Consider the following 19,962-nt stretch of genomic DNA (forward strand, 5'->3'; position numbering starts at 1 on the left):
TCTCTATTCATTTCACTGATCATGATTTTATCGCGAAAGCAGAACGGCAAACCTGATATTACGCAGGATTTTGGCCGGTTTTGCGCCCTGTTCCTGCCCGCATTTCTATGGTAGCGCACCCGTGATTCACTGGCGACAAGAGACCCTAATCACAGACTGGAAACTTTTCCGGCCACTGAAAGGTAAATGAAAGGTTGTTGTTTTAACAATCCTGCAACCGCGCTCTGCGGGATTCACAACCAGAACAATACCGAGGGCAAGCCACAATGAAAAAAATAATGACCCGTACCTTTACCGCCGCCGCACTGTTGCTGGCAGCCTCTCAGGCCTTTGCCGTGGAAGCGCCCAAACGCACCGAATGTATTGCGCCGGCCAAGCCCGGCGGCGGTTTCGATCTGACCTGCAAGCTGATTCAGGTGTCGTTGCAGGACACCAAGGCGATCGATAAACCGATGCGCGTCACCTATATGCCCGGCGGCGTCGGCGCGGTGGCCTACAACGCCATCGTCGCGCAGCGACCGGCGGAGTTCGGCACCGTGGTGGCCTTCTCCGGCGGCTCGCTGCTCAATCTGGCCCAGGGCAAGTTCGGCCGCTACAACGTGGACGACGTGAAATGGCTGGCGGCGGTCGGAACCGACTACGGCATGATCGCGGTGCGCGCCGACTCGCCTTACAAGACCCTGAAAGACCTGATGGACGCCTTCCAAAAAGATCCCAACAGCGTGGTGTTCGGCGCCGGCGCCTCCATCGGCAGCCAGGACTGGATGAAAACTGCGCTGCTGGCGCGCGAAGTCGGCGTGGATCCGCGCAAGATGCGCTACGTGGCGTTCGAAGGCGGCGGCGAGCCGGTCACCGCGCTGTTGGGCAATCATATTCAGGCGGTTTCCGGTGATCTGAGCGAGATGGTGCCTTACCTGCAGGGCGACAAAATCCGCGTGCTGGCGGTGTATGCCGAGCAACGTTTGCCTGGCCAGTTGGCCGACATTCCAACCGCCAAAGAACAGGGGTACAGCCTGGTGTGGCCGATCATTCGCGGCTTCTACGTCGGGCCGAAAGTCAGCGATGAAGAGTATCAGTGGTGGATCGACACCTTCCAGAAAATGATGGCGACCGAGGAATTCAAGCAGCAACGCGATCTGCGCGGCCTGTTCGAATTCAACATGACCGGCAAAGAGCTGGACGCCTACGTGAAGAATCAGGTTGCCCAATACCGTGAGCAGGCGAAAGTGTTCGGCCTGGCCAAATAACCGCAGGGGAAAACCATGAGCGATCGTATTTTTGCCGGCTTTTGGCTGCTGCTGTGTATCGGCGGGCTGTTCATCGGCTGGGGCATTCAAAGCGAATACAGCTATGAACCGCTGGGGCCGCGCCCTTTCCCGCTGGCGATCCTCAGCCTGATGGCGCTGTGCGCGGCCCTGTTGTTGCTGCGCCGCCCACAGGCGGTGGACTGGCCGCACCACAAGGTGCTGCAGCGGCTGCTGGTGCTGGTGATCACCCTGGTGCTGTATGCCTGGGGCTTTGAATGGCTGGGCTTTCCGCTGGCGACCGCGCTGCTGACGTTCAGCATCGGCCTGTTGTTTCAGGCCAGCCTGCCGGCGGCGGCCCTCTCCGGCGTCGTCATGGGCGCAGCGCTGTACTACGCCTTTGACCAACTTCTCGATGTCACACTGCCGCTCGGCATCTGGCTGAGCTAACGGGAGCGATGATGGATACCTGGATGTATTTGACCCAAGGGTTCGAAGTGGCGCTGGTGCCGCAGAACCTGATTATCGCCCTGATCGGCTGCTTCGTCGGCACCATCGTCGGCCTGCTGCCGGGCCTCGGGCCGATCAACGGCGTGGCGATCCTGCTGCCGCTGGCATTTGCCCTCAAGCTGCCGGCCGAATCGGCGCTAATCCTGCTGGCGACGGTGTATATCGGCTGCGAGTATGGCGGCCGCATCTCGTCGATTCTGCTCAACGTGCCGGGCGACGCGGCGGCGATCATGACCGCGCTGGACGGCTACCCGATGGCGCAGCAGGGGCGCGCCGGCGTGGCGCTGTCCATCTCGGCGGTCAGTTCGTTCGTCGGATCGATGATCGCCATCGGCGGCATCATCCTGTTCGCGCCGCTGCTGGCCCGCTGGTCGCTGGCCTTCGGCCCGGCAGAATATTTCGCCCTGATGGTGTTCGCCATCGCCTGCCTCGGCAGCATGATGAGCCAAAACCCGCTGAAATCGCTGCTGGCGGCGCTGATCGGCCTGGGGCTGGCGACGGTGGGCGTCGACGCCAACACCGGCGTTTACCGCTTTACCTTCGACAGTGTGCACCTCTCCGACGGCGTGCAGTTTATCGTGGTGGTGATCGGCCTGTTCTCGGTCAGCGAAATCCTGCTGATGCTGGAAAGCACCAGCGCCGGGCAAAAGCTGGTGCGTAAAACCGGCCGGTTGCTGTTCAACCGCAAAGAGGCGGCGCAGTGCGCCGGCCCGACCCTGCGCTCGTCGGTGATCGGTTTCTTCGTCGGCATTCTGCCGGGCGCCGGCGCCACCATCGCCAGCGCGTTGACCTACATGACCGAGAAGAAAATCAGCGGTAACAGCGACACCTTCGGCAAGGGCGACATCCGCGGCGTAGCGGCGCCGGAAGCGGCCAACAACGCCTCGGCCTGCGGCTCATTCATTCCGATGCTGACGCTGGGGGTGCCGGGTTCCGGCACCACGGCGGTGATGATGGGGGCGCTGACGCTGTACAACATCACCCCCGGCCCGGCGATGTTCACCGAACAGCCGGATATCGTCTGGGGGCTGATCGCCGCACTGCTGATCGCTAACGTCATTCTGCTGATCATGAACCTGCCGCTGGTCGGCCTGTTCACCCGCATGCTGACCATTCCGCTGTGGTTCCTGGTGCCGGCGATCGCCGCAGTTTCCGCGGTGGGGGTTTATGCGGTGCACAGCACCACCTTCGACCTGCTGTTGATGGTGGGGTTGGGCGTGTTCGGCTATATCCTGCGGAAAATGCACTTCCCGATGTCGCCGCTGATTCTGGGCTTTGTTCTGGGTGAGATGCTGGAGCAGAACCTGCGCCGCGCGCTGTCGATCAGCAACGGCGAATTCGGCATCCTGTGGAGCAGCAGCATCGCGCAAACGCTGCTGGTGCTGGCGGTCGCGGTACTGGCGCTGCCGCCGCTGCTGCGCCTGATGCGTAAACGCCGCCAACCGGCGGCCGAGGCCAAGGCCGAGTAATGCGAAACGGGCGGGGCTCCCCCGCCCGTTATGGTTAACGGCGCAAGGCCGCAATTCCCCTTTCCAACGCATCGATATCGTCATCGGCGAGCAGAGGTTGAATCACCGCAAAGTCCGCCTCGGACAAGTCATAGAGGCGTAACGCAAGCAACCGCGCGATAACTTCCGGCGCGAATCGCCAACGGATAAACCTCGCCGGGTTACCGCCGACGATGGCATAAGGCTCAACATCGCCGACCACCACGCTGCCGGCGGCGACGATCGCCCCTTCGCCTATCGATACCCCTGGCATCAACATCGCCCGCATGCCAATCCAGCAACCGTCCCCCAGCCGGGTGTCGCCTTTGGGGCGGTACGCCCGTTTGATGGTTTCCATAAAGGGGTACAGGCTCAACCAGTCAATACGGTGGGTGTGATTGCCCCCCATCAGGAGCACCGCTTCGGCCGCGATGCACACATAATCGCCGATCAGCAAGCGATCTATGTCACCCAGCGGCTGCCATTGCCGGCTGACCGCGTCGCCGTGCAGATAGCGCACTACCGAGCGTTCGAAGCCGTTATCCCAACAGTCGCTGTAGTAGCTGTGGGTGCCTTTGACGATGATATTCGGGTTGGTCACCGTCTGATGCAGCAGCTCGGTTTTGGACCAATGTTTTTCGGACATGGCGTATTCTCTTGTTACGGGAATAAAAGCCACGGAACGGAATGTCTGTGGCCGTGTTGTCGTTCACTCAACACGGCCATTCAAGCGATAAGCGCTCGTTTCAATCTCGGGTTATTCATCATTACCGCCTCTCTTGCGAGGCGTAATGGTAGCCGATCACGCCTCGGCGGTCTTGCTTTTCAACAGCAGCACTCCGCCCATCACCAGCGCGCTGCCCAGCAGCTGCAGCTGATTCATGTTTTCCCCCAGCAGGAAATAGGCGATCACCGCGGTGAAAACCAGTTCCAGCGACAGGATCAGGTTGGCCACCGCCAGCGGCAGCGTTTTCAGGCTGATATTGTACAGCCCGAAGCCCAGCAGCGTCGGCCCGGCGGCCAGCGCCAGCAGCAACAGCCAGCCGCTCCACTGGATGCCCTGTGCGCCGTGCGACAGGAACCACAGAGAGCCGGCCATGCCGTGGAACGCCGCCAGCGGGAACGCCGTCAGCGCCGCGTTGAACACCAGCTGGTACAGCGCCGAAAACCCGAACACGTACAGGATGGTGTTCCACACCGGATAGCCGCGTTCGCTGGCCACCCGCCCGCCGAGGGTATACAGGGTATAACCGATGCCCGACAGCATCCCGACCAGCAGCCCCAGCAGGTCGAAGTGGCTGTTCCCCATGCTGTCGCCGTTGCTGACCAGGAAGCAGCCGCCCAGGCTGATGGCGATCACCAGCAATTGGCGCAGCGTCAGGCGTTCGCTGTACATCACCCAGCCGAGGAACACGGTAAAGCCCACCGAGCAGTAGGTCAGAATGGTCGCCACCGACGCGCCGTTCAGCGCCACCGACAGCGTCCACAGGCTGTTGAACAGCGCCAGCAGCAACCCGTAAAGCGCGTAGAACACCACCTGTTCACGGCGCAGGCGCGCCCACTGCGGTTTCACCAATAACAGCAGCGGCAACAGCACCAGCGCCACCAGCGCCGCGCGCCAGAACGCCAGCACGAAGGTCGGCAGGTGATAGTACTCGGTCAGCGCGCGGATGATGATGGCGGTAAAGGCCAGCAGCATGGCGCTGATCATGGCGATGACGTAACCCTGGTGGCTGCCCTGAAAGAGGCGCGCGCCGGGCAGCGCCGGCCGGGCGGAAACACCTGACGGTAATGACATGAGATCCTCGGAAAAATGGCGACGTAAATGCTCAGGCGGACAGTGTAACGCGGCCATTTTTTCTCACTATAGCCACTTTACGGCGTTGTCATGCAGGCCACTTTTCTGCGCTTGAAGCCCTGTTGACATGGGGTATAGTAAAAATCACTCTCCATAACCGGGCCAATTTCGCATGCATATCCCGTTGGATCGCGAGCAGGACGTTCCGCTCTATTTACAGATCGAAGAAGCGCTGCGGCGCGCCATCCTCACCGGCGTGTTCGTCGATGGCGACAAGCTGCCCTCGACGCGCATGCTGGCGGCCGAACTGGCGGTCAGCCGTTTAACGGTGGACAACGCCTACGCCGAACTGGCGGCCAAGGGCTTTTTGCATCAGCGGCGCGGCAGCGGCGCCTATGTTGCGCACCCGCAGGCGCAAACGCGCCCAGCCCGGCCGAGCAGCGATGCCCCCTTCCCGCTGGAGAGCTTCACCACCCTCACCTCGCGGCTGGACGGCTACGCCGACGCCCCGCTGCCGGAGGGGCTGATCAACTTCGCCGCCGGCGTCGGCAGCCCTAAGGTGTTTCCGCTGGAGGCGTTTCGCAAAGTGCTGCTGTCGGTGCTCAGCCGCCATGCGGAAGAGGCCTTCAGCTACGGGGAATACTGCGGCTACTACCCGCTGCGCGATACGCTGAGCCGCATTCTCAGCGCGCAGGGCATCCCCACGCAGGCGGAACAGGTGCTGATCACCAACGGCTCGCAGCATGCCATCAGCCTGGTGGTGCAAAGCCTGCTGGCGCCGGGCGATACGGTGATCGTCGAAGAACCGACCTACGCCGAAGCGCTGGGCCTGCTGCGCCAGCACCGCATCAATATCGTCACCGTACCGGGCGACCGCCACGGCATGCGGGTGGATTTGCTGCCGGAATTGTTAGAACGCCACCGCCCCAAACTGATCTACACCATCCCCAATTTCCACAACCCGACCGGCCGCTGCCTGAGCGAGGCGCGTCGGCGACGCCTACTGGCGATCGCCCAACAGGCCGGCGTGGTGATCCTGGAGGACGATTTCGTCGGCGATCTGCGTTACCAGGGCAAGCAGCTGCCGTCGCTGCGCGCGCTGGCGCAGCCGGGCGCGGTGATCTACGTCAGCACCTTCTCCAAGATGCTGCTGCCCAGCATGCGCATCGGCTATCTGGTGGCGGACAGCGAACACTATCAGCGTTTCGCCAGGCTGAAACACGTCGACAGCTTCACCAGCTCCAGTCTGATCCAGCGCGCGCTGGACGCGTTCGTCACCGTCGGCCGTTACGACAAGCAGCTGCGGCGCGCCGGGCGCGTCTACCGCCGCCATCTGGAAGTGATGATCGACGCGTTGCAACGGCGGTTGCCGCCGGGGTGCCGTTTCGAAACGCCACAAGGCGGCTTGTTTATCTGGCTGACGCTGCCCGCGACGGTAACCACCACCGAACTGATGCCGGTGGCCTGGCGACACGGCGTCACTTTCGCGCGCGGCGAATGCTTTTATGCCCAGGAACAGCTGGGCGCGCACAGTCTGCGGCTAAACTTCGCCGCCAACTCGCCGCCGCAGATTGAAGAAGGTATCGCCCGGCTGGGCCGGGCGATTGAGGAAGTGATAACAGAGAAAAACGCCGGTTAGACGGCGGCCCACCACAGCCGCAGCTTCATCCCCCAGTAACTGGTCCAGCCGGTGGTACTCTGCACCACTTTGCCCTGCGAGATCACCACGAAGGTCGGCGTCACACCAATCTGCCACTGCGCCGAGAGCGTACCAGCCGGATCGTTGACCACCGGCAGCGCCAGCCGTTTGCGTGCCAGCCACTGTTTCACCTGGGTATCGTCGCCCGAGCGCAGCGCGACGGTCAGCACGTTGCCGCCCGCCGCCTGCAAACGGGCGACGTCCGGCGTAGTGAAACGGCAGACGCCGCACCAACTGGCCCAGAAGTAAACCAGCAGCGGCCGTTCATGGCTGAGCTGCGCCAACGATACGCGATCACCGTCCAACGTGGTCAGCGTCTGGGCATCGAAGGCCGGCGGCGCCTGCGGCGCGTTCAGCCAATCCATTACCGTGACCACCGCCAGTACGATCAGCGCCAGCAGCAGCAACTCGCGCCCCCAGCGCTTGAGCTTAGCCATGGTTGGCCTTCGCCAGCTGCTGCTTCACCATCGTTTCCAGCTCTTCATAGGACACCGCCCCCGGCAGCATTTGATCGCCGATCAGCGTCGCCGGCGTCCCTTGTACGCCCAATTGTTCCGCCAATTCCATATTGGTGCGCAGCGTGGTCATGCTTTGTTCGCTCGGAGCCACCGCCTTGACGCCGGTTTTCTCCTGCGCGGCGGCGATGCTGGCCTTGTCGTGGAAGCCCTTTTTCGCCATCAGCCGCTGGTGCAAAGCCCAGAATTGATCCGGATGCTGCTGCCAGGTGGTGAGCGCCACGCGCGCCGAGCTGACCGAGCTTTCGCCCTTGAACGGCAATAGCTTCACCACCAGCGCCACATCCGGGTATTGCTTGACGATCTTCTCCAGCATCGGATCAAACCGCTTGCAGTACGGGCAGTTATAGTCGGTAAAGGTCACCAGCGTCAGTTTGGCGTTGGCGGCGCCCAGGCGCGGGCTGGCCGGATCCTGATACAGCGTTTTGGCATTCTGCTTGATAGCCTGGCTGATTTGCTGGCCTGCGGTCTGCTGCTGCCAGGCGTCCACCGCCTGCGCCAGAATGTCCGGGTTGGACACCAGCGTTTCGCGGATCATCTCTTTAATGCGCGCCTCTTGCGCCGGGGTGAAAGGCTCGGCGGCCCACGCCGGGGCGGCGATGATCATCAGTAAAATCAGTAGCTTTTTCATTGTTCGGTTCCTTTGGCATGGGAGAGCGTTTGCAGCACGGCGTCACGGGTCAACAGCGGGGATAACACCTCGCCGTCCGGGCTGCCGGGGCCATAGATTTGGTTGAAAGGCACGGCGACGCTGCCGCGCTTTTGCAGGAAGGCGCTGATGTCGGCCGACGGGCGGCTCCAGTCGCCGCGCAGCGCGACCACATCGTCGGCGCTCAGCGCGCGCTGTACGTCATCGCGCAGCAGCACATTGAATTTGTTGGCTTTACAGGTCACGCACCAGTCGGCGGTCACGTCGACGAACACCCGCTTATGCTGGGCCAGCGCCTCGGCAATCGCCTGTTCGCTCAGCGGTTGCCACTGCACCCGATCCTGCAACGGTTGGCGCCACAGGCCGGCGGTCAGCGAGCCGGCCAACAAGGCCACGCCAGCCAGCACCAACGTGCCCGCCGCCAGCTTGGCCGCTAACCGTGCTCCCTGCTGACGCCATACTGCCAGCAGCAACGCCAGCAGCGCCAGCGCCCCCAGCCACAGCGTGGCCTGCACGCCGATATGATTGCTCAGCAGGCTCAGCAGCCACAGCGACGACGCCAGCATCAACAACCCCATCGCCAGCTTGACGGTATTCATCCAGTGGCCGGGGCGCGGCAAGCGCAGCGCCAGCGAAGGCCAGGCGGCAATCAGCAGCCACGGCAGGCTCATGCCGATGCCGAGTGCGATGAACATGCCCCACAGCACCGGCAGCGACGCCGCCAGCGCGAAGGCCACCGCCGTGCCGAGAAACGGCGCCGAGCACGGCGTCGCCAGTAGCGTAGCGAACGCGCCCTGCCAGAAATGGCCGCTCAGACCGTGCCCGTTATGGGTGGCCAGTGAGGTATTCAGATCGGATGAGAGGCGCAGATGGAACAGGCCAAACAGGTTGGCGCTGAACAGCAGCGTCACCAGCACCATAAAGCCGATAAACCACGGATTCTGGAACTGAATGCCCCAGCCAAGCGCGTGGTTGCCGAGTCTCAGCAGCGTCATCAGCAAGGCCAACGCCATAAACGAGGCGACGATACCCAGCGACGACGCCAGGAACTGCAAACGAACGCTGCGCCGATCGCGATGCTCCACCTGCAGGATAGAACCGAGCTTGATGCCCAGCACTGGCAGCACGCACGGCATCAGGTTGAGGATTAACCCACCCGCCAGCGCCATCAATACCGCTTGCCATAACGGGAACGCCGCACCGGCAGGCGCGGCCAGCGGATCGCCAATCGGCAGCGTAATCTGCTGCGCCATGCCGCCGTCGTCAATCACCAACGTCAGCGTTTTGCCGCGCAGATCCGGCGCCGCATCGCCCCAACCGTCGCTGACCGGCACTCGCGCCAACAGCTGAGCACCGTCGGTCTCGACCTGCGGCTTGCCGAGATCGGCATCCGCTAGCGTATCGAAGAACAGCGCGGGTTGCTGCCAACCGGCGGCGCGTTCGGCGGAAATCTGCAGCTCGCCGCTGCGGTAACCGGCCTTGACGCTTTCCGCCAACCCAGCGGCGATCGGCACCTGCCCCATCGCCTGCGCGAAATCGTGGTTAAACAGCGGATCGTTCGGCGTAGTCAGATCCAGGCTGAACGGGTAGTCGGTCAGAATGCAGACATTGCTGCAAGTGGACAGCGTCAGGGTGCCCGCCAGCGGGCCGGACACCTGGCCTGGCATCACGATCGGCAGCGTGACCCGATCGTGATAGCCCTGGGTGGAAATGCCGGCCACCTCGAAACGCTGCGGCGTCGGCCAGTGCCAGGTTGCGGGCGGCGGGTTGCCCTGCCAGACGATAGCCGGCGCGATGCCGCCTTCGCCTGGAGAGCGCCAGTAGGTTTTCCAGCCTTTTTGCAGCTCGACCGACAGCAGCAGACGGGTCTCTCCCGGCTGTGACGTGTCGGCGCGCAGCCGCACCTTGGCATGATCGTTGGCCGGATTTTGCAGCCAGCCGCTGTCCGCCGCCTGCAAGGCGGGCAGCCACAGCATAAACAGGCAAGCGCAGGCCAGCCTGATAATTTTCAACATGTTAATTCTCCATAAATGATTAATTCACCGCGAAAAACGGGCGATTAACTCATTCACGGAAGACGCATAATCGAAGGTGCACCCTGAGGGTGGGCGGAGAAATGGCGCGAGGAGGAGGAATGCGCAGACGCGCGGCAATGGTCGGCGCCAACAGAGCCAGCAGCAGACCCAGCCCGAACAGCACGGTTTCGAACATTACCGGCGGCGCGGCCAGCAATGATTTGGCGCTCAGTTCACAGGGCGTCGGCTGCGCTTCGGCGGCGGCATCACTGGACTGAACGGCGGTAGCGGCCGGGATCCCCAGCGTTTGCTGCAGCGCATGCAGGCCCGCCATGCGCTGGGTCATGCACGTCAGCACCACCAGGCAAGCCAGGCATAAAAACCATTTTGCAATCCGCTGCCGTTTAACCATGCCATCCTCATGTTCAGATCTGGGGTTATCTTAGCGGCGCAGACGCGATTAGCAACGTTTTGTCGGTAAAGAAATGTCTGAGCGGCGGTATTGATGGCGGCGAATTACAGGTATCATAGAGGGTAAGCCTGCGCTTTTCGCCGGGTACGATGACGATTCTCTCCTCCAGGCACACTGCGGGGATACACAGCGAAGGACTGGTGATATGCAACCTTTGAGTGGGCCGGGCACCCCAATCGCCGGCGAGCGCCCCCCTTCCCCGGGCAAAACGGCGGCCACTGACGATCAACCCCTCTCTCCGGCGCAGCGCACAACGCTGGAAAAACTGATCGTGAAAATCATGACGCTCAGCCCGGTAAAATCGGCGGAGATCTGGGCGTCTCTGCGTCACGATCTCGGCGCCGACAAAGGCGGCGAACTGCTGGCGCGCCATTTTCAACCGGCGGAACAGCTGCTGCAAACGCGCCTGACGCAGGCGCAGCAAAACCATGCCGGGCGCCAACTGCTGCAACAGCTGGCCGAGTTGCTGCCGCAGGGCAATAATCGCCAGGCGGTCAGCGACTTTATTCGTCAACGGTTCGGCCATACGGTGTTGAGCCAGTTAAGCCCACCACAGCTGCAGCAGGTGCTGAATCTGTTGCAGACCGGCGGCCTGACCATTCCCCAACCGCAGCAAACCGCCACCAGCGATCGCCCGCTGCTGCCCGCAGAGCATCAAAGCCTGCAGCAGCAGATCACCAAACTCAGTGCCGCCACCGGCGAAGCGCCGGCTAAAATCTGGCAAACGCTGTTCGATCTGGCGGGTGTGAAAACCAACGATCCGCTGCCGGCGCGCCACTTCCAGCTGCTGAACCAGTTTTTACAGGTGAAGGTGGCGCTCAGCCCGCAGAGCGCGCCAACGCTGAACAACCTGCTGGCGGCGCTCAAACAGCCGGCGGATGAGCAAGAACTGCAGCAGATGAACGACTATTGCCAGACGCGCTTCAACTGCGGCGCCAACGCGCCGCTGACGCATCCGCAAATGAGCGACGCCATTCATCAGCTGTTTGCCCGCCGTCTGGAGAAAGCCGGCCAGGCACAGCCGATCGCCAGCCCCCCTATCGAACCGCAGCCGCTGCTCAACCCGCTGATCGCCGCCCTGCCTCTGCCGCTGCAAAAAGCGCTGAGTAAGCCCGCCGTGGCGCTGATCCTGCTGCTGTTGGCGTTGGCCGTGGTGCTGGCGCTGGTGTTTTAACGCCTTAGGCGCAGCCGCAGTCCGCTGCGGCCGCCCGATCGCGCAGTGACCCCGGCAGTTCGCCGATGGCCAACGGATGGCCGTCGCGCAGCCAGAAATCCAGCCCGCCAATCAACTCCTTCACCCTAAACCCCAACTTCGCCAGCTTGTAGGCGCCTTTGGTGGAACCGTTGCAGCCGATGCCGTCGCAGTAGGTCACATACACCTTTTGGCGATCCAGGTGCGCCGTGCCGGCTTCATCCATCAGGCGATGCGGCAAGCTGAATGCGCCGGGGATATGCCCGGCGGCGTACAGCGCCTCCGCACGGGTGTCGATCACCACCATCCCGTCCACGCCATTGCGCAAATCTTCCGCCACGTCCCAGGCATCCGCATAGCGGCTCAGTTTAGCCGCCAGGTAGGCCAAACTCTCTTCCGGCGCCGCCGGCGGAAAAGCCAGCACCAATGATTCTTTCGACATATCACTTACTCCCGTGCATCAAGACAGATGACAATAGTGCCCCATTTTGGTCTTATGATTGATACCCATTATCCACAGATGATAAGACCCATTATGCGGCACACGCTGATCACGCTGTTTCAGCAATCGCCCCAGGCCGTCGGCACACTGCGCGATCGTTTGTGCGCGGCATTGCGGCAAGCCATCCACCACGGCGCATTGAGCATTGGGCAACGCCTGCCCTCCAGCCGAGTGCTGGCTGGGGATCTGAGCCTCTCAAGGGTGACCGTCGAAGCAGCCTACGGCCAGTTGGAGGCGGAGGGGTATTTGCAGCGCCGCGTCGGCCAGGGCACATTTGTGGCTATCCGCATCGCCAAATCGCCGCCGCCGGCGACCCTCACCGCCATGCCGCGCCTTTCGCTGCGCGGCCAACAGATCGTGCAAACCGGCGGCTGCCGCGATCCGCAGCATCCTCAAGCCTTCGCTGCCGGTTCGCCGGATCTGCGGGCGTTTCCGCTGGCCTTGTGGAAGCAGCTGACCGCTCAACGCCTGCGCCTGCAGGGAGAAAGCCTGCTGCGCTACGGCGACCCGCAGGGCTATTTGCCGCTGCGTGAAGCGATTGCCGCCCACGTCAACCAAACGCGCGGCGTAATCTGCGATGCAAACCAGGTTATCGTGCTGACCAGTTCGCAGCAGGCGCTGCAACTGATTGCCACGTTACTGCTGGACAGCGGCGACAGCGTCTGGATGGAAGAGCCGGGTTACGCCGGGGCGAGAAATGCCTTCATCAGCGCCGGCGCCGCGCTGACGCCGGTAGCGGTAGACGCCGACGGCCTGCGAGCAGAACCTTCCTTGCCCGATCCGCGTTTGATTTATCTGACGCCCTCGCACCAATACCCGACCGGCGCGGCGCTCAGCCTGGCGCGCCGGTTAGCGTTGCTGGCGCTGGCGGAAAGGCAGCAGGCCTGGATCATTGAGGACGATTACGACAGCGAGTTTCATTACGACGGCCTGCCGATACCGGCGATGCAGGGCCTGGATCGCCGTGGCCGGGTGTTATACCTCGGCACCTTCTCCAAATCGCTGTTCCCTTCGCTGCGGCTGGCGTACCTGATCGTGCCACCCGCGCTGGTCGAACCGTTCGTCACCGCGCGCACGGTCTATGACGGCCATAGCGCGCAGCTGATGCAGGCGATCACCGCCGAATTCATCCGTCAGGGGCACTTCGCCGCGCATATTCGCTATATGCGCCAGCTCTACCACAGCCGGCGCGATGTGCTGCTGACGGAAGTACGCGAAAAACTCGGCCACTTCGCCACACCCGCCCCTGCCGCCGGCGGTCTGCAGCTCAGCGTTTGGCTGCAGCCCGGCCGGGAGGCGGCACTCAGCCAACAGGCGCGGCGGCTCGGCGTCCTTACGCCCGGGTTAACGGCGCAATACCAAACGGTTCAGGCCCAGCGCGACGGATGGCTGCTGGGCTTTTCGGCCCTGACACCGGGCGAGATCCGCAGCGCCGTCGAGCGGCTGGCGCGGATCGTTGTGGCTTAGCCCTGCCCTGGAAAGACGCCGGCCGGCTTATTGCTCGGTCAGGCGCATCTCCGCCACCAGCGGCAGGTGATCGCTCACCGCCGGCCAGTGCACGCCATTCCAATCGCCGCTGGCGTTCGGCACCGTCAGGCTGTCCAGATGCCAACGCTGCGCATTGCCGGTGAAGATATAATCCACCTTGATCTCGGCGTTTTCCGCCGGCCAGCTGCGACCGTCCTGCCCGTTGGGCATGATGTCGTTCCAATAGCGGCTCAGCTCCAGCCAGGTGACGCTGCCCGGCACGTCGTTCATGTCGCCGAACAGCAGCTTGATGCCGCGCACTTCGATAGTGCGATCGTTCAGCTCCCGCACCTGATCCAGACGCATCGTCGGATCTTCCTTGGTATCGAGATGGGTGTTGAACAGGGTGATCGGCGTCGGGAACTCCGGCACGTCGACCTTGGCGCTAAAGGCGATGCGCTGTTCACGCTGGCCGGACGGCAGCGGATAGATCACCGCATCGTGCAGCGGATATTTCGAGAGAAACGCCAGGCCATATTCACCGCCGTCGAAATCGATCGCCCGGCCGAACACCGCCTGCATGCCGGTCAGCTTCGCCAGCTCTGCCGCCTGATCGACCCGGCCGCTGCGGGCGGTGAGTTTATCCACCTCTTGCAGCGCCACCACGTCGACGTTCATCGCGCGAATCGCCTTGGCGATGGCGGTCATGTCGCTGACCTTGCCGGCGGCGATATTGAAGCTGGCGACGCGGATCTTCGGCGCCTGCTCCAGCTCGTAGGTTTTGTTTTTCAGGCCGCCCAGCGCGCTGGCCACTTCGCGGCTGTTGGCGTTGCTGTTGGCATGCCCGGTATCGGCAGACGCCCAGGCGCTGTGAGAAAGGCCAAGGGACAATAAGGTGATAAGCAGAGCGTGACCGGTGTGCATGAATTCTCCTTGAGGGACAGATAAGTGTTATGTAGGCGCTTCCCGACCCACAGCTAACACCGATTTTGCCGCAGAAACCTGCGACTATTTCCTAGTTGCACCGCTATTTTTCGTTTCTGCGCGATGCTTCGCATTCTGGCGGTTTACGCATTGCGCCGTTGGACAATCGGCTGATTTCGTTTTAAAACCGGTAGATTGCCAACCGCGAGGAGTTCCGATGACCAGCCCGATTGCCGAACAGCTTACCGAACGTTTCTTCCGCTATCTGGCGGTGACCAGCCAGAGCGACGCCGCCGCAACCGCCCTGCCCAGCACGCCGGGGCAGCATGAGATGGCGCAACTGTTGGCGGACGAGCTGCGCCGGCTCGGCCTGGCCGACGTGCAAATCGACGAGCACGCCACCGTCACCGCCCGCAAGCCCGGCACCCAACCCGGCGCGCCGCGCATCGGCTTCATCACGCATATCGACACCGTGGACGTCGGCCTATCGCCCGAGATTCACCCGCAGCGCCTGCGCTTCACCGGCGAGGATTTATGCCTGAACGCCGAGCAGGACATCTGGCTGCGTACCGCCGAGCATCCGGAGATCCTGCCCTACCGCAACGAAGAGATCCTGTTCAGCGACGGCACCAGCGTGCTGGGCGCCGACAATAAGGCGGCGGTCACCGTGGTGATGACGCTGCTGGCCAACCTGACCGCGGCCGATCGCCACGGCGATATCGTGGTGGCGTTCGTACCGGACGAAGAAATCGGCCTGCGCGGCGCCAAGGCGCTGGATCTGCAGCGTTTCCCCGTCGATTTCGCCTACACCATCGACTGCTGCGAACTGGGTGAAGTGGTGTACGAGAATTTCAACGCGGCAGCGGCGGAGATCCGCATCGAGGGAGTGACCGCCCACCCGATGTCGGCGAAAAACGTATTAATCAACCCGATACGCATCGCCAACGACATCATTAACCGTTTCGATGTACTGGATACCCCGGAGCACACCGAAGGGCGCGAGGGCTATTTCTGGTTCACCGATCTGGCCGCCAACGCCAATCAGGCGACGCTGAAGGTGTCGATTCGCGACTTCGATCGCGCGGCGTTCGAGGCGCGCAAGGCCCGCCTTGAGGAGACGGTGCGCCAGGTGGCGGCCAACTATCCGCGCGCCAACGTTAGCTGCAACGTCAGCGACATCTACAGCAACATCAGCAATGCCATCGGCGAAGATCGGCGCGCCATCGATCTGATCTTCGGCGCCCTTGCCGCCCACGGCATCCCGCCGAAGGTGATCCCGATGCGCGGCGGCACCGACGGCGCGGCGCTCTCCAGCCGCGGCATCCTGACGCCCAATTACTTCACCGGCGCGCATAACTTCCACTCGCGCTTCGAGTTTTTACCCGTCAGCGCCTTCGTGAAATCCTACCAGGTGACCCGCAGCATTTGCCTGTTGGCCGCCCGGCAGAGCGGTAATCAGAGTTAGCTCAACAGCCAGCCGACCAGCGCAGCCCACGCCAGCAGCGGCAGCGAGTAATAGTGGAAGCGCAACCAGATCTTGCGCTCCCCCGCCATGCGCAGCGCAATCAGGTTGGCGAGCGATCCGATGGCCAACCCGAAGCCACCGGCGTTAACCGCATACGCCAGCTGCGGGCTGGAAGGCACATAGTTGAGCAACAAAATGGTGGCCGGCACGTTACTGACGATCTGCGACAGCCCAACCCCCAACGCATACACGCTCCCCTCGCTCAGCCCGGCGATGGCGGCAAATGCCGGCTGAAGCGGCGGCAAGCGGGTAAACAGGCCGACATCGATGAACATGGCGGCGAACACGAAAATCAGACTCCAGTCGATCTGCAACAGTACCCGGCGCGCCAGCAGCAAGAAACCGGCGAACACCGCCAGCAGCCCGTACAACGGCAGATCGAAATCAAGACACAGCAGGAAAACTGCATACAGCCCTACGCAGCTCAGCAACAGCGGCCGCTGGTACGGATACCCCTCGGTATTCGGCGTTTTCACGATGTCGCGCGCCGGGAAGCTGAACCAGGTCAGCGCCAGCAGGCTCAACATCATTGCGGCGCCAAACGGCGCCATCTGGCCGATGAAACCGAGGAAAGAGAGGCCGGAGCGGCTCCACAGCAGGATATTTTGCGGGTTGCCGATCGGCGTCAGCAACGAACCGGCGTTCACCGCCAGCGCCTGGAAGATGATCAAGCGGCCAACCGGCAGCGCCGACAGCTTTTTCAGCGTGATGGTGAGCGGAATGACGATAAACAGCGCCACGTCGTTGGTCAGAAACGACGACAGCAGCGCGGCGGAAAACACCAGGAACAGCGCTAGCCGTCGTTCGCTGTGCAAGCGGTTGATAATCTTGCGGCCGACAAAATCGAAGTAGCCGCTAACCTCAACGCCTTTGGTCAGCAGCATCAGCCCCAGCAGGGTGATGAGGGTACGGCCGTCGATAAAGCCGCCCAACGCCGCCAATGGCTGCGGATGAAAGACGAACATCGCCACGCCGGCCAGCAGCAATACATGCAAGAAGCGATCTTTGACAAAGGGATGGATAAGCCGGGAAATGGCGGTTGCACTCATGGTGGCAGCTTGAAACCTCAGCGAAAAGCATGAGCGAGACGTTAGCTCAGGCGCAGCCGCAACGCCAGCAAAATGCTATTTTACCTTTATCCGCTTTCCATTTGCCGCGCTTTACTTTATTTGTAGCGGCTTTCTCGTTTTCAAAGGACATGTTATGGCTTCCCTGTTCGCCAAAGGGGCGTTGCTCAGCGCCTTATGCGCCCTGCTCGCCGCCTGCGACGATGCAGCCTCTCGCCCGCAAATCGATATCGACGGCAAGACCATGGGCACCTTCTACAGCGTTAAGGTCAGCGGTGACGTCGCGATCGGCAAACAAGAGTTGCAGCGGCAGATCGACACGGTGCTCGAACGGGCCAACGACGATATCTCTACCTACCGCGCCGATTCGGTGCTGTCGCGGTTTAACCGCAGCGCCAACCTCGAGCCGCAGCCTATCCCGCGCGGCATGGCGGACATCGTGTTGATGGCCCAGCGTATCGGCCGCGATACCGGCGGCGCCATGGACATCACCGTCGGCCCGCTGGTGAACCTGTGGGGGTTCGGCCCAGACAAGCATCCGGTCAAGGTGCCGGAACAGGCGCAGATCGACGCGGCGAAGCAGAACATCGGCCTGCAACACCTGAAGCTGATCAGCGACAGTCGCGGGGAGTGGCTGCAAAAAGATCTGCCGGGCATGTATGTCGATCTCTCGACGCTGGGCGAAGGCTATGGCGCGGATGAGTTGGTGCGCCTGATGAACCGTCACGGCATTACCAACTACCTGGTATCGGTCGGTGGCGCGGTCTCTTCACGCGGCGTCAACGGCCAGGGCAAACCCTGGCGGGTAGCGATCCAAAAGCCGACCGATCGTGAAAATGCGGTGCAGGCGCTGGTGGATCTGCACGGTTACGGCATCAGCACCGCCGGCAGCTACCGCAACTACTTTGAACAAAACGGCCAGCGCTACTCCCATGTCATCGATCCGACCACCGGCAGGCCGATCAACCACCGGCTGGTTTCCGCCACGGTGATCGCCCCCACTGCGCTCGAGGCCGACGGCTGGGATACCGGCTTGATGGTGCTGGGCCCGGAGAAAGCGTTGCAGCTCGCAGAAGAGAAAGGGCTGGCGGTCTACCTGATCAGCAAAACCGACGAGAGCTTTAGCGCCGTGATGACGCCGCAGTTCAAGGCGTTTTTAGTGCAGTGAGATAAAAAAGCCCGGCGCGCAATGGCCGGGCTTATTCCTGTTCCGCGCCGATCACTTGGTCAGCGCGATGATACCGAGGGTCAGACCGGCAACCGCCGCCGCGCCGCCGGCGATCGCGCCCGCGGTTTCCCAGTTATCCTGAGTGGTGCCCTTCATACAGGTGTTGGTGTGCACCAGACGCCCCTGGTCATCGTAGACCGGCACGCAGGGAGAATCGGTGGCGCATCCGGCCAACACGGCCGACAGTAACCCAACCGCAATTAACTTTTTCATACTTCTTGCCTCAATGTTCGATCACTTTAGAAAGCTACGCCGAGCGATAATCACGCTACCTGGCTATTGTATGCCCAACGCGTATAATGGCGAGGTAATGATGTGTCAGGGGATGTGATTTGGGAAAACTCCGAGCGCTCGCCCGGCGGGCTTTGAGCAGTAAAAAGCCCGCGAAAACGCGGGCTTGATAGCGAAGTGACGCGCCGGCGGAATTATTTCGCCAGTTTGCGCATCACCAGGGTGGCGTTGGTGCCGCCGAAACCGAAGCTGTTGGACATCACGGTGGTCAGCTCGCGCTGAGTCGGCTGGGTCACGATGTTCATGCCGGCCGCCTGCTCATCCAGGGTTTCGATGTTAATGCTCGGCGCGATAAAGCCGTGCTCCAGCATCAGCAGGCTGTAAATCGCTTCCTGCACGCCCGCGGCGCCCAGCGAGTGACCGGTCATCGCCTTGGTGGAGGAGATGGCCGGGGTATTGTCACCGAACACTTCACGAATAGCGCCCAGCTCTTTCACGTCGCCTACCGGCGTAGAGGTGCCGTGCACGTTGATGTAGTCGATCGGCGCATCCAGATCCTGCATCGCCATCTTCATGCAGCGCACTGCGCCTTCGCCCGAAGGGGCAACCATGTCGGCACCGTCGGAAGTCGCGCCGTAGCCAACGATTTCTGCGTAGATGTGCGCACCGCGCGCCAGCGCGTGCTCCAGTTCTTCAACCACCACCATGCCGCCGCCGCCGGCGATGACGAAACCGTCACGATCGGCGTCGTAGGTGCGGGAGGCTTTTTCCGGCGTGTCGTTGTACTTAGTGGACAGCGCGCCCATCGCGTCGAACTCGCAGGCCATTTCCCAGCACAGCTCTTCACCGCCGCCGGCGAACACGATGTCCTGTTTGCCCAACTGAATTTGCTCAACCGCGTTGCCGATGCAGTGCGCGGAGGTCGCGCAAGCGGAGCTGATGGAGTAGTTCACGCCATGGATTTTGAACGGCGTTGCCAGGCAGGCGGAAACGCCGGAAGCCATGGCTTTGGTCACCACGTACGGGCCAACCGCTTTCAGGCCGCGCGGGCTGCGCATCGCATCGGCGCCGAACACCTGGAAGCGCGGAGAACCGCCGCCGGAACCGGCAATCAGGCCTACACGCGGGTTGTTTTGATACTCTTCTTCCTTCAGGCCGGAAGACGCGATCGCTTCTTGCATCGCCAGGAAGGCATAAATGGAAGCATCGCTCATGAAACGCACTGCCTTGCGGTCGATCAGGCCGGTCGTGTCGAGCTTAACTTGCCCCCATACGTGACTACGCATGCCGGAATCTTTCAGCTCCTGGGAGAAAGTGATCCCAGAACGTCCTTCCTGCAGGCTTGCCAGGACCTCCTGCTGGTTATTACCAATGCTGGAGACAACTCCCAGGCCAGTAATCACTGCACGTTTCATTCAATACCTCTTCCACTATTTA

Annotated in this window: 19 protein-coding genes; 8 read left to right on the top strand and 11 right to left on the bottom strand. The window is 62.2% G+C overall.

The window, feature by feature from the left end:
• Positions 1 to 266 precede the first annotated feature (266 nt).
• From QMZ29_RS19155 to QMZ29_RS19165, 3 genes are read left to right on the top strand one after another with little or no spacing between them, the layout of a single operon-like run.
• A complete protein-coding gene (locus QMZ29_RS19155; protein ID WP_049203699.1) occupies positions 267 to 1,247 on the top strand; it encodes a Bug family tripartite tricarboxylate transporter substrate binding protein in 981 nt (326 codons plus the stop codon).
• A 15-nt stretch (positions 1,248 to 1,262) separates the two neighbouring features.
• Positions 1,263 to 1,694: a tripartite tricarboxylate transporter TctB family protein gene (locus QMZ29_RS19160; protein WP_025303701.1), complete on the top strand. Its 432-nt coding sequence runs from the start codon at positions 1,263 to 1,265 to the stop codon at positions 1,692 to 1,694.
• 11 nt (positions 1,695 to 1,705) lie between these two features.
• Positions 1,706 to 3,223, top strand: a complete 1,518-nt coding sequence (locus tag QMZ29_RS19165; RefSeq protein WP_016926872.1) for a tripartite tricarboxylate transporter permease — start codon at positions 1,706 to 1,708, stop codon at positions 3,221 to 3,223.
• Positions 3,224 to 3,257: 34 nt separating this feature from the next.
• On the opposite strand, the gene QMZ29_RS19170 is transcribed toward QMZ29_RS19165, so the two are convergent.
• On the bottom strand, positions 3,258 to 3,887 hold the full coding sequence (locus tag QMZ29_RS19170; RefSeq protein WP_261426184.1) for a CatB-related O-acetyltransferase: 630 nt from the start codon (positions 3,885 to 3,887) through the stop codon (positions 3,258 to 3,260).
• 156 nt (positions 3,888 to 4,043) lie between these two features.
• Positions 4,044 to 5,039: a DMT family transporter gene (locus tag QMZ29_RS19175; RefSeq protein ID WP_197759461.1), complete on the bottom strand. Its 996-nt coding sequence runs from the start codon at positions 5,037 to 5,039 to the stop codon at positions 4,044 to 4,046.
• A gap of 172 nt (positions 5,040 to 5,211) precedes the next feature.
• On the opposite strand from QMZ29_RS19175, the gene pdxR (QMZ29_RS19180) reads away from it, so the two are divergent.
• Positions 5,212 to 6,678, top strand: a complete 1,467-nt coding sequence (gene pdxR, locus QMZ29_RS19180) for a MocR-like pyridoxine biosynthesis transcription factor PdxR (RefSeq protein ID WP_197770116.1) — start codon at positions 5,212 to 5,214, stop codon at positions 6,676 to 6,678.
• Here pdxR (QMZ29_RS19180) and QMZ29_RS19185 read toward each other — a convergent pair.
• Genes QMZ29_RS19185 through QMZ29_RS19200 form a run of 4 tightly spaced genes read right to left on the bottom strand, consistent with a single transcriptional unit; the run spans position 6,675 to position 10,329 of the window.
• Positions 6,675 to 7,175: a protein disulfide oxidoreductase gene (locus tag QMZ29_RS19185; protein ID WP_173889226.1), complete on the bottom strand. Its 501-nt coding sequence runs from the start codon at positions 7,173 to 7,175 to the stop codon at positions 6,675 to 6,677. The two genes, pdxR (QMZ29_RS19180) and QMZ29_RS19185, sit on opposite strands and share 4 nt — an antisense overlap.
• Complete coding sequence (locus tag QMZ29_RS19190) at positions 7,168 to 7,884, bottom strand: DsbA family protein (RefSeq protein WP_025303706.1); 717 nt, start codon at positions 7,882 to 7,884, stop codon at positions 7,168 to 7,170. The genes QMZ29_RS19185 and QMZ29_RS19190 overlap by 8 nt, the downstream gene beginning before the upstream one ends.
• On the bottom strand, positions 7,881 to 9,917 hold the full coding sequence (locus QMZ29_RS19195) for a protein-disulfide reductase DsbD family protein (RefSeq protein ID WP_043140150.1): 2,037 nt from the start codon (positions 9,915 to 9,917) through the stop codon (positions 7,881 to 7,883). The genes QMZ29_RS19190 and QMZ29_RS19195 overlap by 4 nt, the downstream gene beginning before the upstream one ends.
• A 49-nt stretch (positions 9,918 to 9,966) precedes the next feature.
• A complete protein-coding gene (locus tag QMZ29_RS19200) occupies positions 9,967 to 10,329 on the bottom strand; it encodes a hypothetical protein (RefSeq protein ID WP_033639760.1) in 363 nt (120 codons plus the stop codon).
• A gap of 205 nt (positions 10,330 to 10,534) precedes the next feature.
• On the opposite strand from QMZ29_RS19200, the gene flk reads away from it, so the two are divergent.
• Positions 10,535 to 11,563 carry a flagella biosynthesis regulator Flk gene (gene flk, locus QMZ29_RS19205; protein ID WP_261426182.1) on the top strand — a complete coding sequence of 343 codons (1,029 nt, stop codon included), beginning with the start codon at positions 10,535 to 10,537 and terminating at the stop codon, positions 11,561 to 11,563.
• A gap of 4 nt (positions 11,564 to 11,567) precedes the next feature.
• Here the strand turns inward: flk and QMZ29_RS19210 are convergent, their stop codons facing one another.
• A complete protein-coding gene (locus tag QMZ29_RS19210) occupies positions 11,568 to 12,023 on the bottom strand; it encodes a rhodanese-like domain-containing protein (RefSeq protein ID WP_147824069.1) in 456 nt (151 codons plus the stop codon).
• Between the two features lie 93 nt (positions 12,024 to 12,116).
• Here QMZ29_RS19210 and pdxR (QMZ29_RS19215) point away from each other — a divergent pair, with 93 nt between their 5' ends.
• Entirely contained in the window at positions 12,117 to 13,550 is a 1,434-nt protein-coding gene (pdxR, locus tag QMZ29_RS19215) for a MocR-like pyridoxine biosynthesis transcription factor PdxR (RefSeq protein WP_261426179.1), read from the top strand.
• Positions 13,551 to 13,577: 27 nt separating this feature from the next.
• Here the strand turns inward: pdxR (QMZ29_RS19215) and QMZ29_RS19220 are convergent, their stop codons facing one another.
• On the bottom strand, positions 13,578 to 14,474 hold the full coding sequence (locus QMZ29_RS19220) for an endonuclease/exonuclease/phosphatase family protein (protein ID WP_261426177.1): 897 nt from the start codon (positions 14,472 to 14,474) through the stop codon (positions 13,578 to 13,580).
• A 217-nt stretch (positions 14,475 to 14,691) separates the two neighbouring features.
• On the opposite strand from QMZ29_RS19220, the gene pepT reads away from it, so the two are divergent.
• Complete coding sequence (gene pepT, locus QMZ29_RS19225; protein ID WP_261426176.1) at positions 14,692 to 15,939, top strand: peptidase T; 1,248 nt, start codon at positions 14,692 to 14,694, stop codon at positions 15,937 to 15,939.
• Here pepT and QMZ29_RS19230 read toward each other — a convergent pair.
• Entirely contained in the window at positions 15,936 to 17,048 is a 1,113-nt protein-coding gene (locus QMZ29_RS19230; RefSeq protein ID WP_147824073.1) for an SLC13 family permease, read from the bottom strand. The genes pepT and QMZ29_RS19230 overlap by 4 nt on opposite strands.
• Positions 17,049 to 17,202: 154 nt before the next feature.
• Between QMZ29_RS19230 and apbE the strand changes: the two genes are divergently transcribed.
• Entirely contained in the window at positions 17,203 to 18,234 is a 1,032-nt protein-coding gene (gene apbE, locus QMZ29_RS19235) for an FAD:protein FMN transferase ApbE (protein ID WP_261426172.1), read from the top strand.
• A 51-nt stretch (positions 18,235 to 18,285) separates the two neighbouring features.
• On the opposite strand, the gene QMZ29_RS19240 is transcribed toward apbE, so the two are convergent.
• Together QMZ29_RS19240 and fabB are read right to left on the bottom strand one after the other, a co-directional pair.
• On the bottom strand, positions 18,286 to 18,507 hold the full coding sequence (locus QMZ29_RS19240; RefSeq protein ID WP_004936201.1) for a putative periplasmic lipoprotein: 222 nt from the start codon (positions 18,505 to 18,507) through the stop codon (positions 18,286 to 18,288).
• A gap of 212 nt (positions 18,508 to 18,719) precedes the next feature.
• Positions 18,720 to 19,940 carry a beta-ketoacyl-ACP synthase I gene (gene fabB / locus QMZ29_RS19245; RefSeq protein ID WP_016926857.1) on the bottom strand — a complete coding sequence of 407 codons (1,221 nt, stop codon included), beginning with the start codon at positions 19,938 to 19,940 and terminating at the stop codon, positions 18,720 to 18,722.
• Between the last annotated feature and the right edge of the window lie 22 nt (positions 19,941 to 19,962).

The sequence above is a fragment of the Serratia sp. PF-27 genome (assembly GCF_030053255.1).
In the GTDB taxonomy this organism is placed as follows: Bacteria; Pseudomonadota; Gammaproteobacteria; order Enterobacterales; family Enterobacteriaceae; genus Serratia; species Serratia bockelmannii.

Coding starts and splice junctions, on each gene's coding strand:
- QMZ29_RS19155 (WP_049203699.1), top strand. CDS start 267: ATGAAAAAAATAATGACCCGTACCTTTACCGCCGCCGCACTGTTGCTG.
- QMZ29_RS19160 (WP_025303701.1), top strand. CDS start 1,263: ATGAGCGATCGTATTTTTGCCGGCTTTTGGCTGCTGCTGTGTATCGGC.
- QMZ29_RS19165 (WP_016926872.1), top strand. CDS start 1,706: ATGGATACCTGGATGTATTTGACCCAAGGGTTCGAAGTGGCGCTGGTG.
- QMZ29_RS19170 (WP_261426184.1), bottom strand. CDS start 3,887: ATGTCCGAAAAACATTGGTCCAAAACCGAGCTGCTGCATCAGACGGTG.
- QMZ29_RS19175 (WP_197759461.1), bottom strand. CDS start 5,039: ATGTCATTACCGTCAGGTGTTTCCGCCCGGCCGGCGCTGCCCGGCGCG.
- pdxR (WP_197770116.1), top strand. CDS start 5,212: ATGCATATCCCGTTGGATCGCGAGCAGGACGTTCCGCTCTATTTACAG.
- QMZ29_RS19185 (WP_173889226.1), bottom strand. CDS start 7,175: ATGGCTAAGCTCAAGCGCTGGGGGCGCGAGTTGCTGCTGCTGGCGCTG.
- QMZ29_RS19190 (WP_025303706.1), bottom strand. CDS start 7,884: ATGAAAAAGCTACTGATTTTACTGATGATCATCGCCGCCCCGGCGTGG.
- QMZ29_RS19195 (WP_043140150.1), bottom strand. CDS start 9,917: ATGTTGAAAATTATCAGGCTGGCCTGCGCTTGCCTGTTTATGCTGTGG.
- QMZ29_RS19200 (WP_033639760.1), bottom strand. CDS start 10,329: ATGGTTAAACGGCAGCGGATTGCAAAATGGTTTTTATGCCTGGCTTGC.
- flk (WP_261426182.1), top strand. CDS start 10,535: ATGCAACCTTTGAGTGGGCCGGGCACCCCAATCGCCGGCGAGCGCCCC.
- QMZ29_RS19210 (WP_147824069.1), bottom strand. CDS start 12,023: ATGTCGAAAGAATCATTGGTGCTGGCTTTTCCGCCGGCGGCGCCGGAA.
- pdxR (WP_261426179.1), top strand. CDS start 12,117: ATGCGGCACACGCTGATCACGCTGTTTCAGCAATCGCCCCAGGCCGTC.
- QMZ29_RS19220 (WP_261426177.1), bottom strand. CDS start 14,474: ATGCACACCGGTCACGCTCTGCTTATCACCTTATTGTCCCTTGGCCTT.
- pepT (WP_261426176.1), top strand. CDS start 14,692: ATGACCAGCCCGATTGCCGAACAGCTTACCGAACGTTTCTTCCGCTAT.
- QMZ29_RS19230 (WP_147824073.1), bottom strand. CDS start 17,048: ATGAGTGCAACCGCCATTTCCCGGCTTATCCATCCCTTTGTCAAAGAT.
- apbE (WP_261426172.1), top strand. CDS start 17,203: ATGGCTTCCCTGTTCGCCAAAGGGGCGTTGCTCAGCGCCTTATGCGCC.
- QMZ29_RS19240 (WP_004936201.1), bottom strand. CDS start 18,507: ATGAAAAAGTTAATTGCGGTTGGGTTACTGTCGGCCGTGTTGGCCGGA.
- fabB (WP_016926857.1), bottom strand. CDS start 19,940: ATGAAACGTGCAGTGATTACTGGCCTGGGAGTTGTCTCCAGCATTGGT.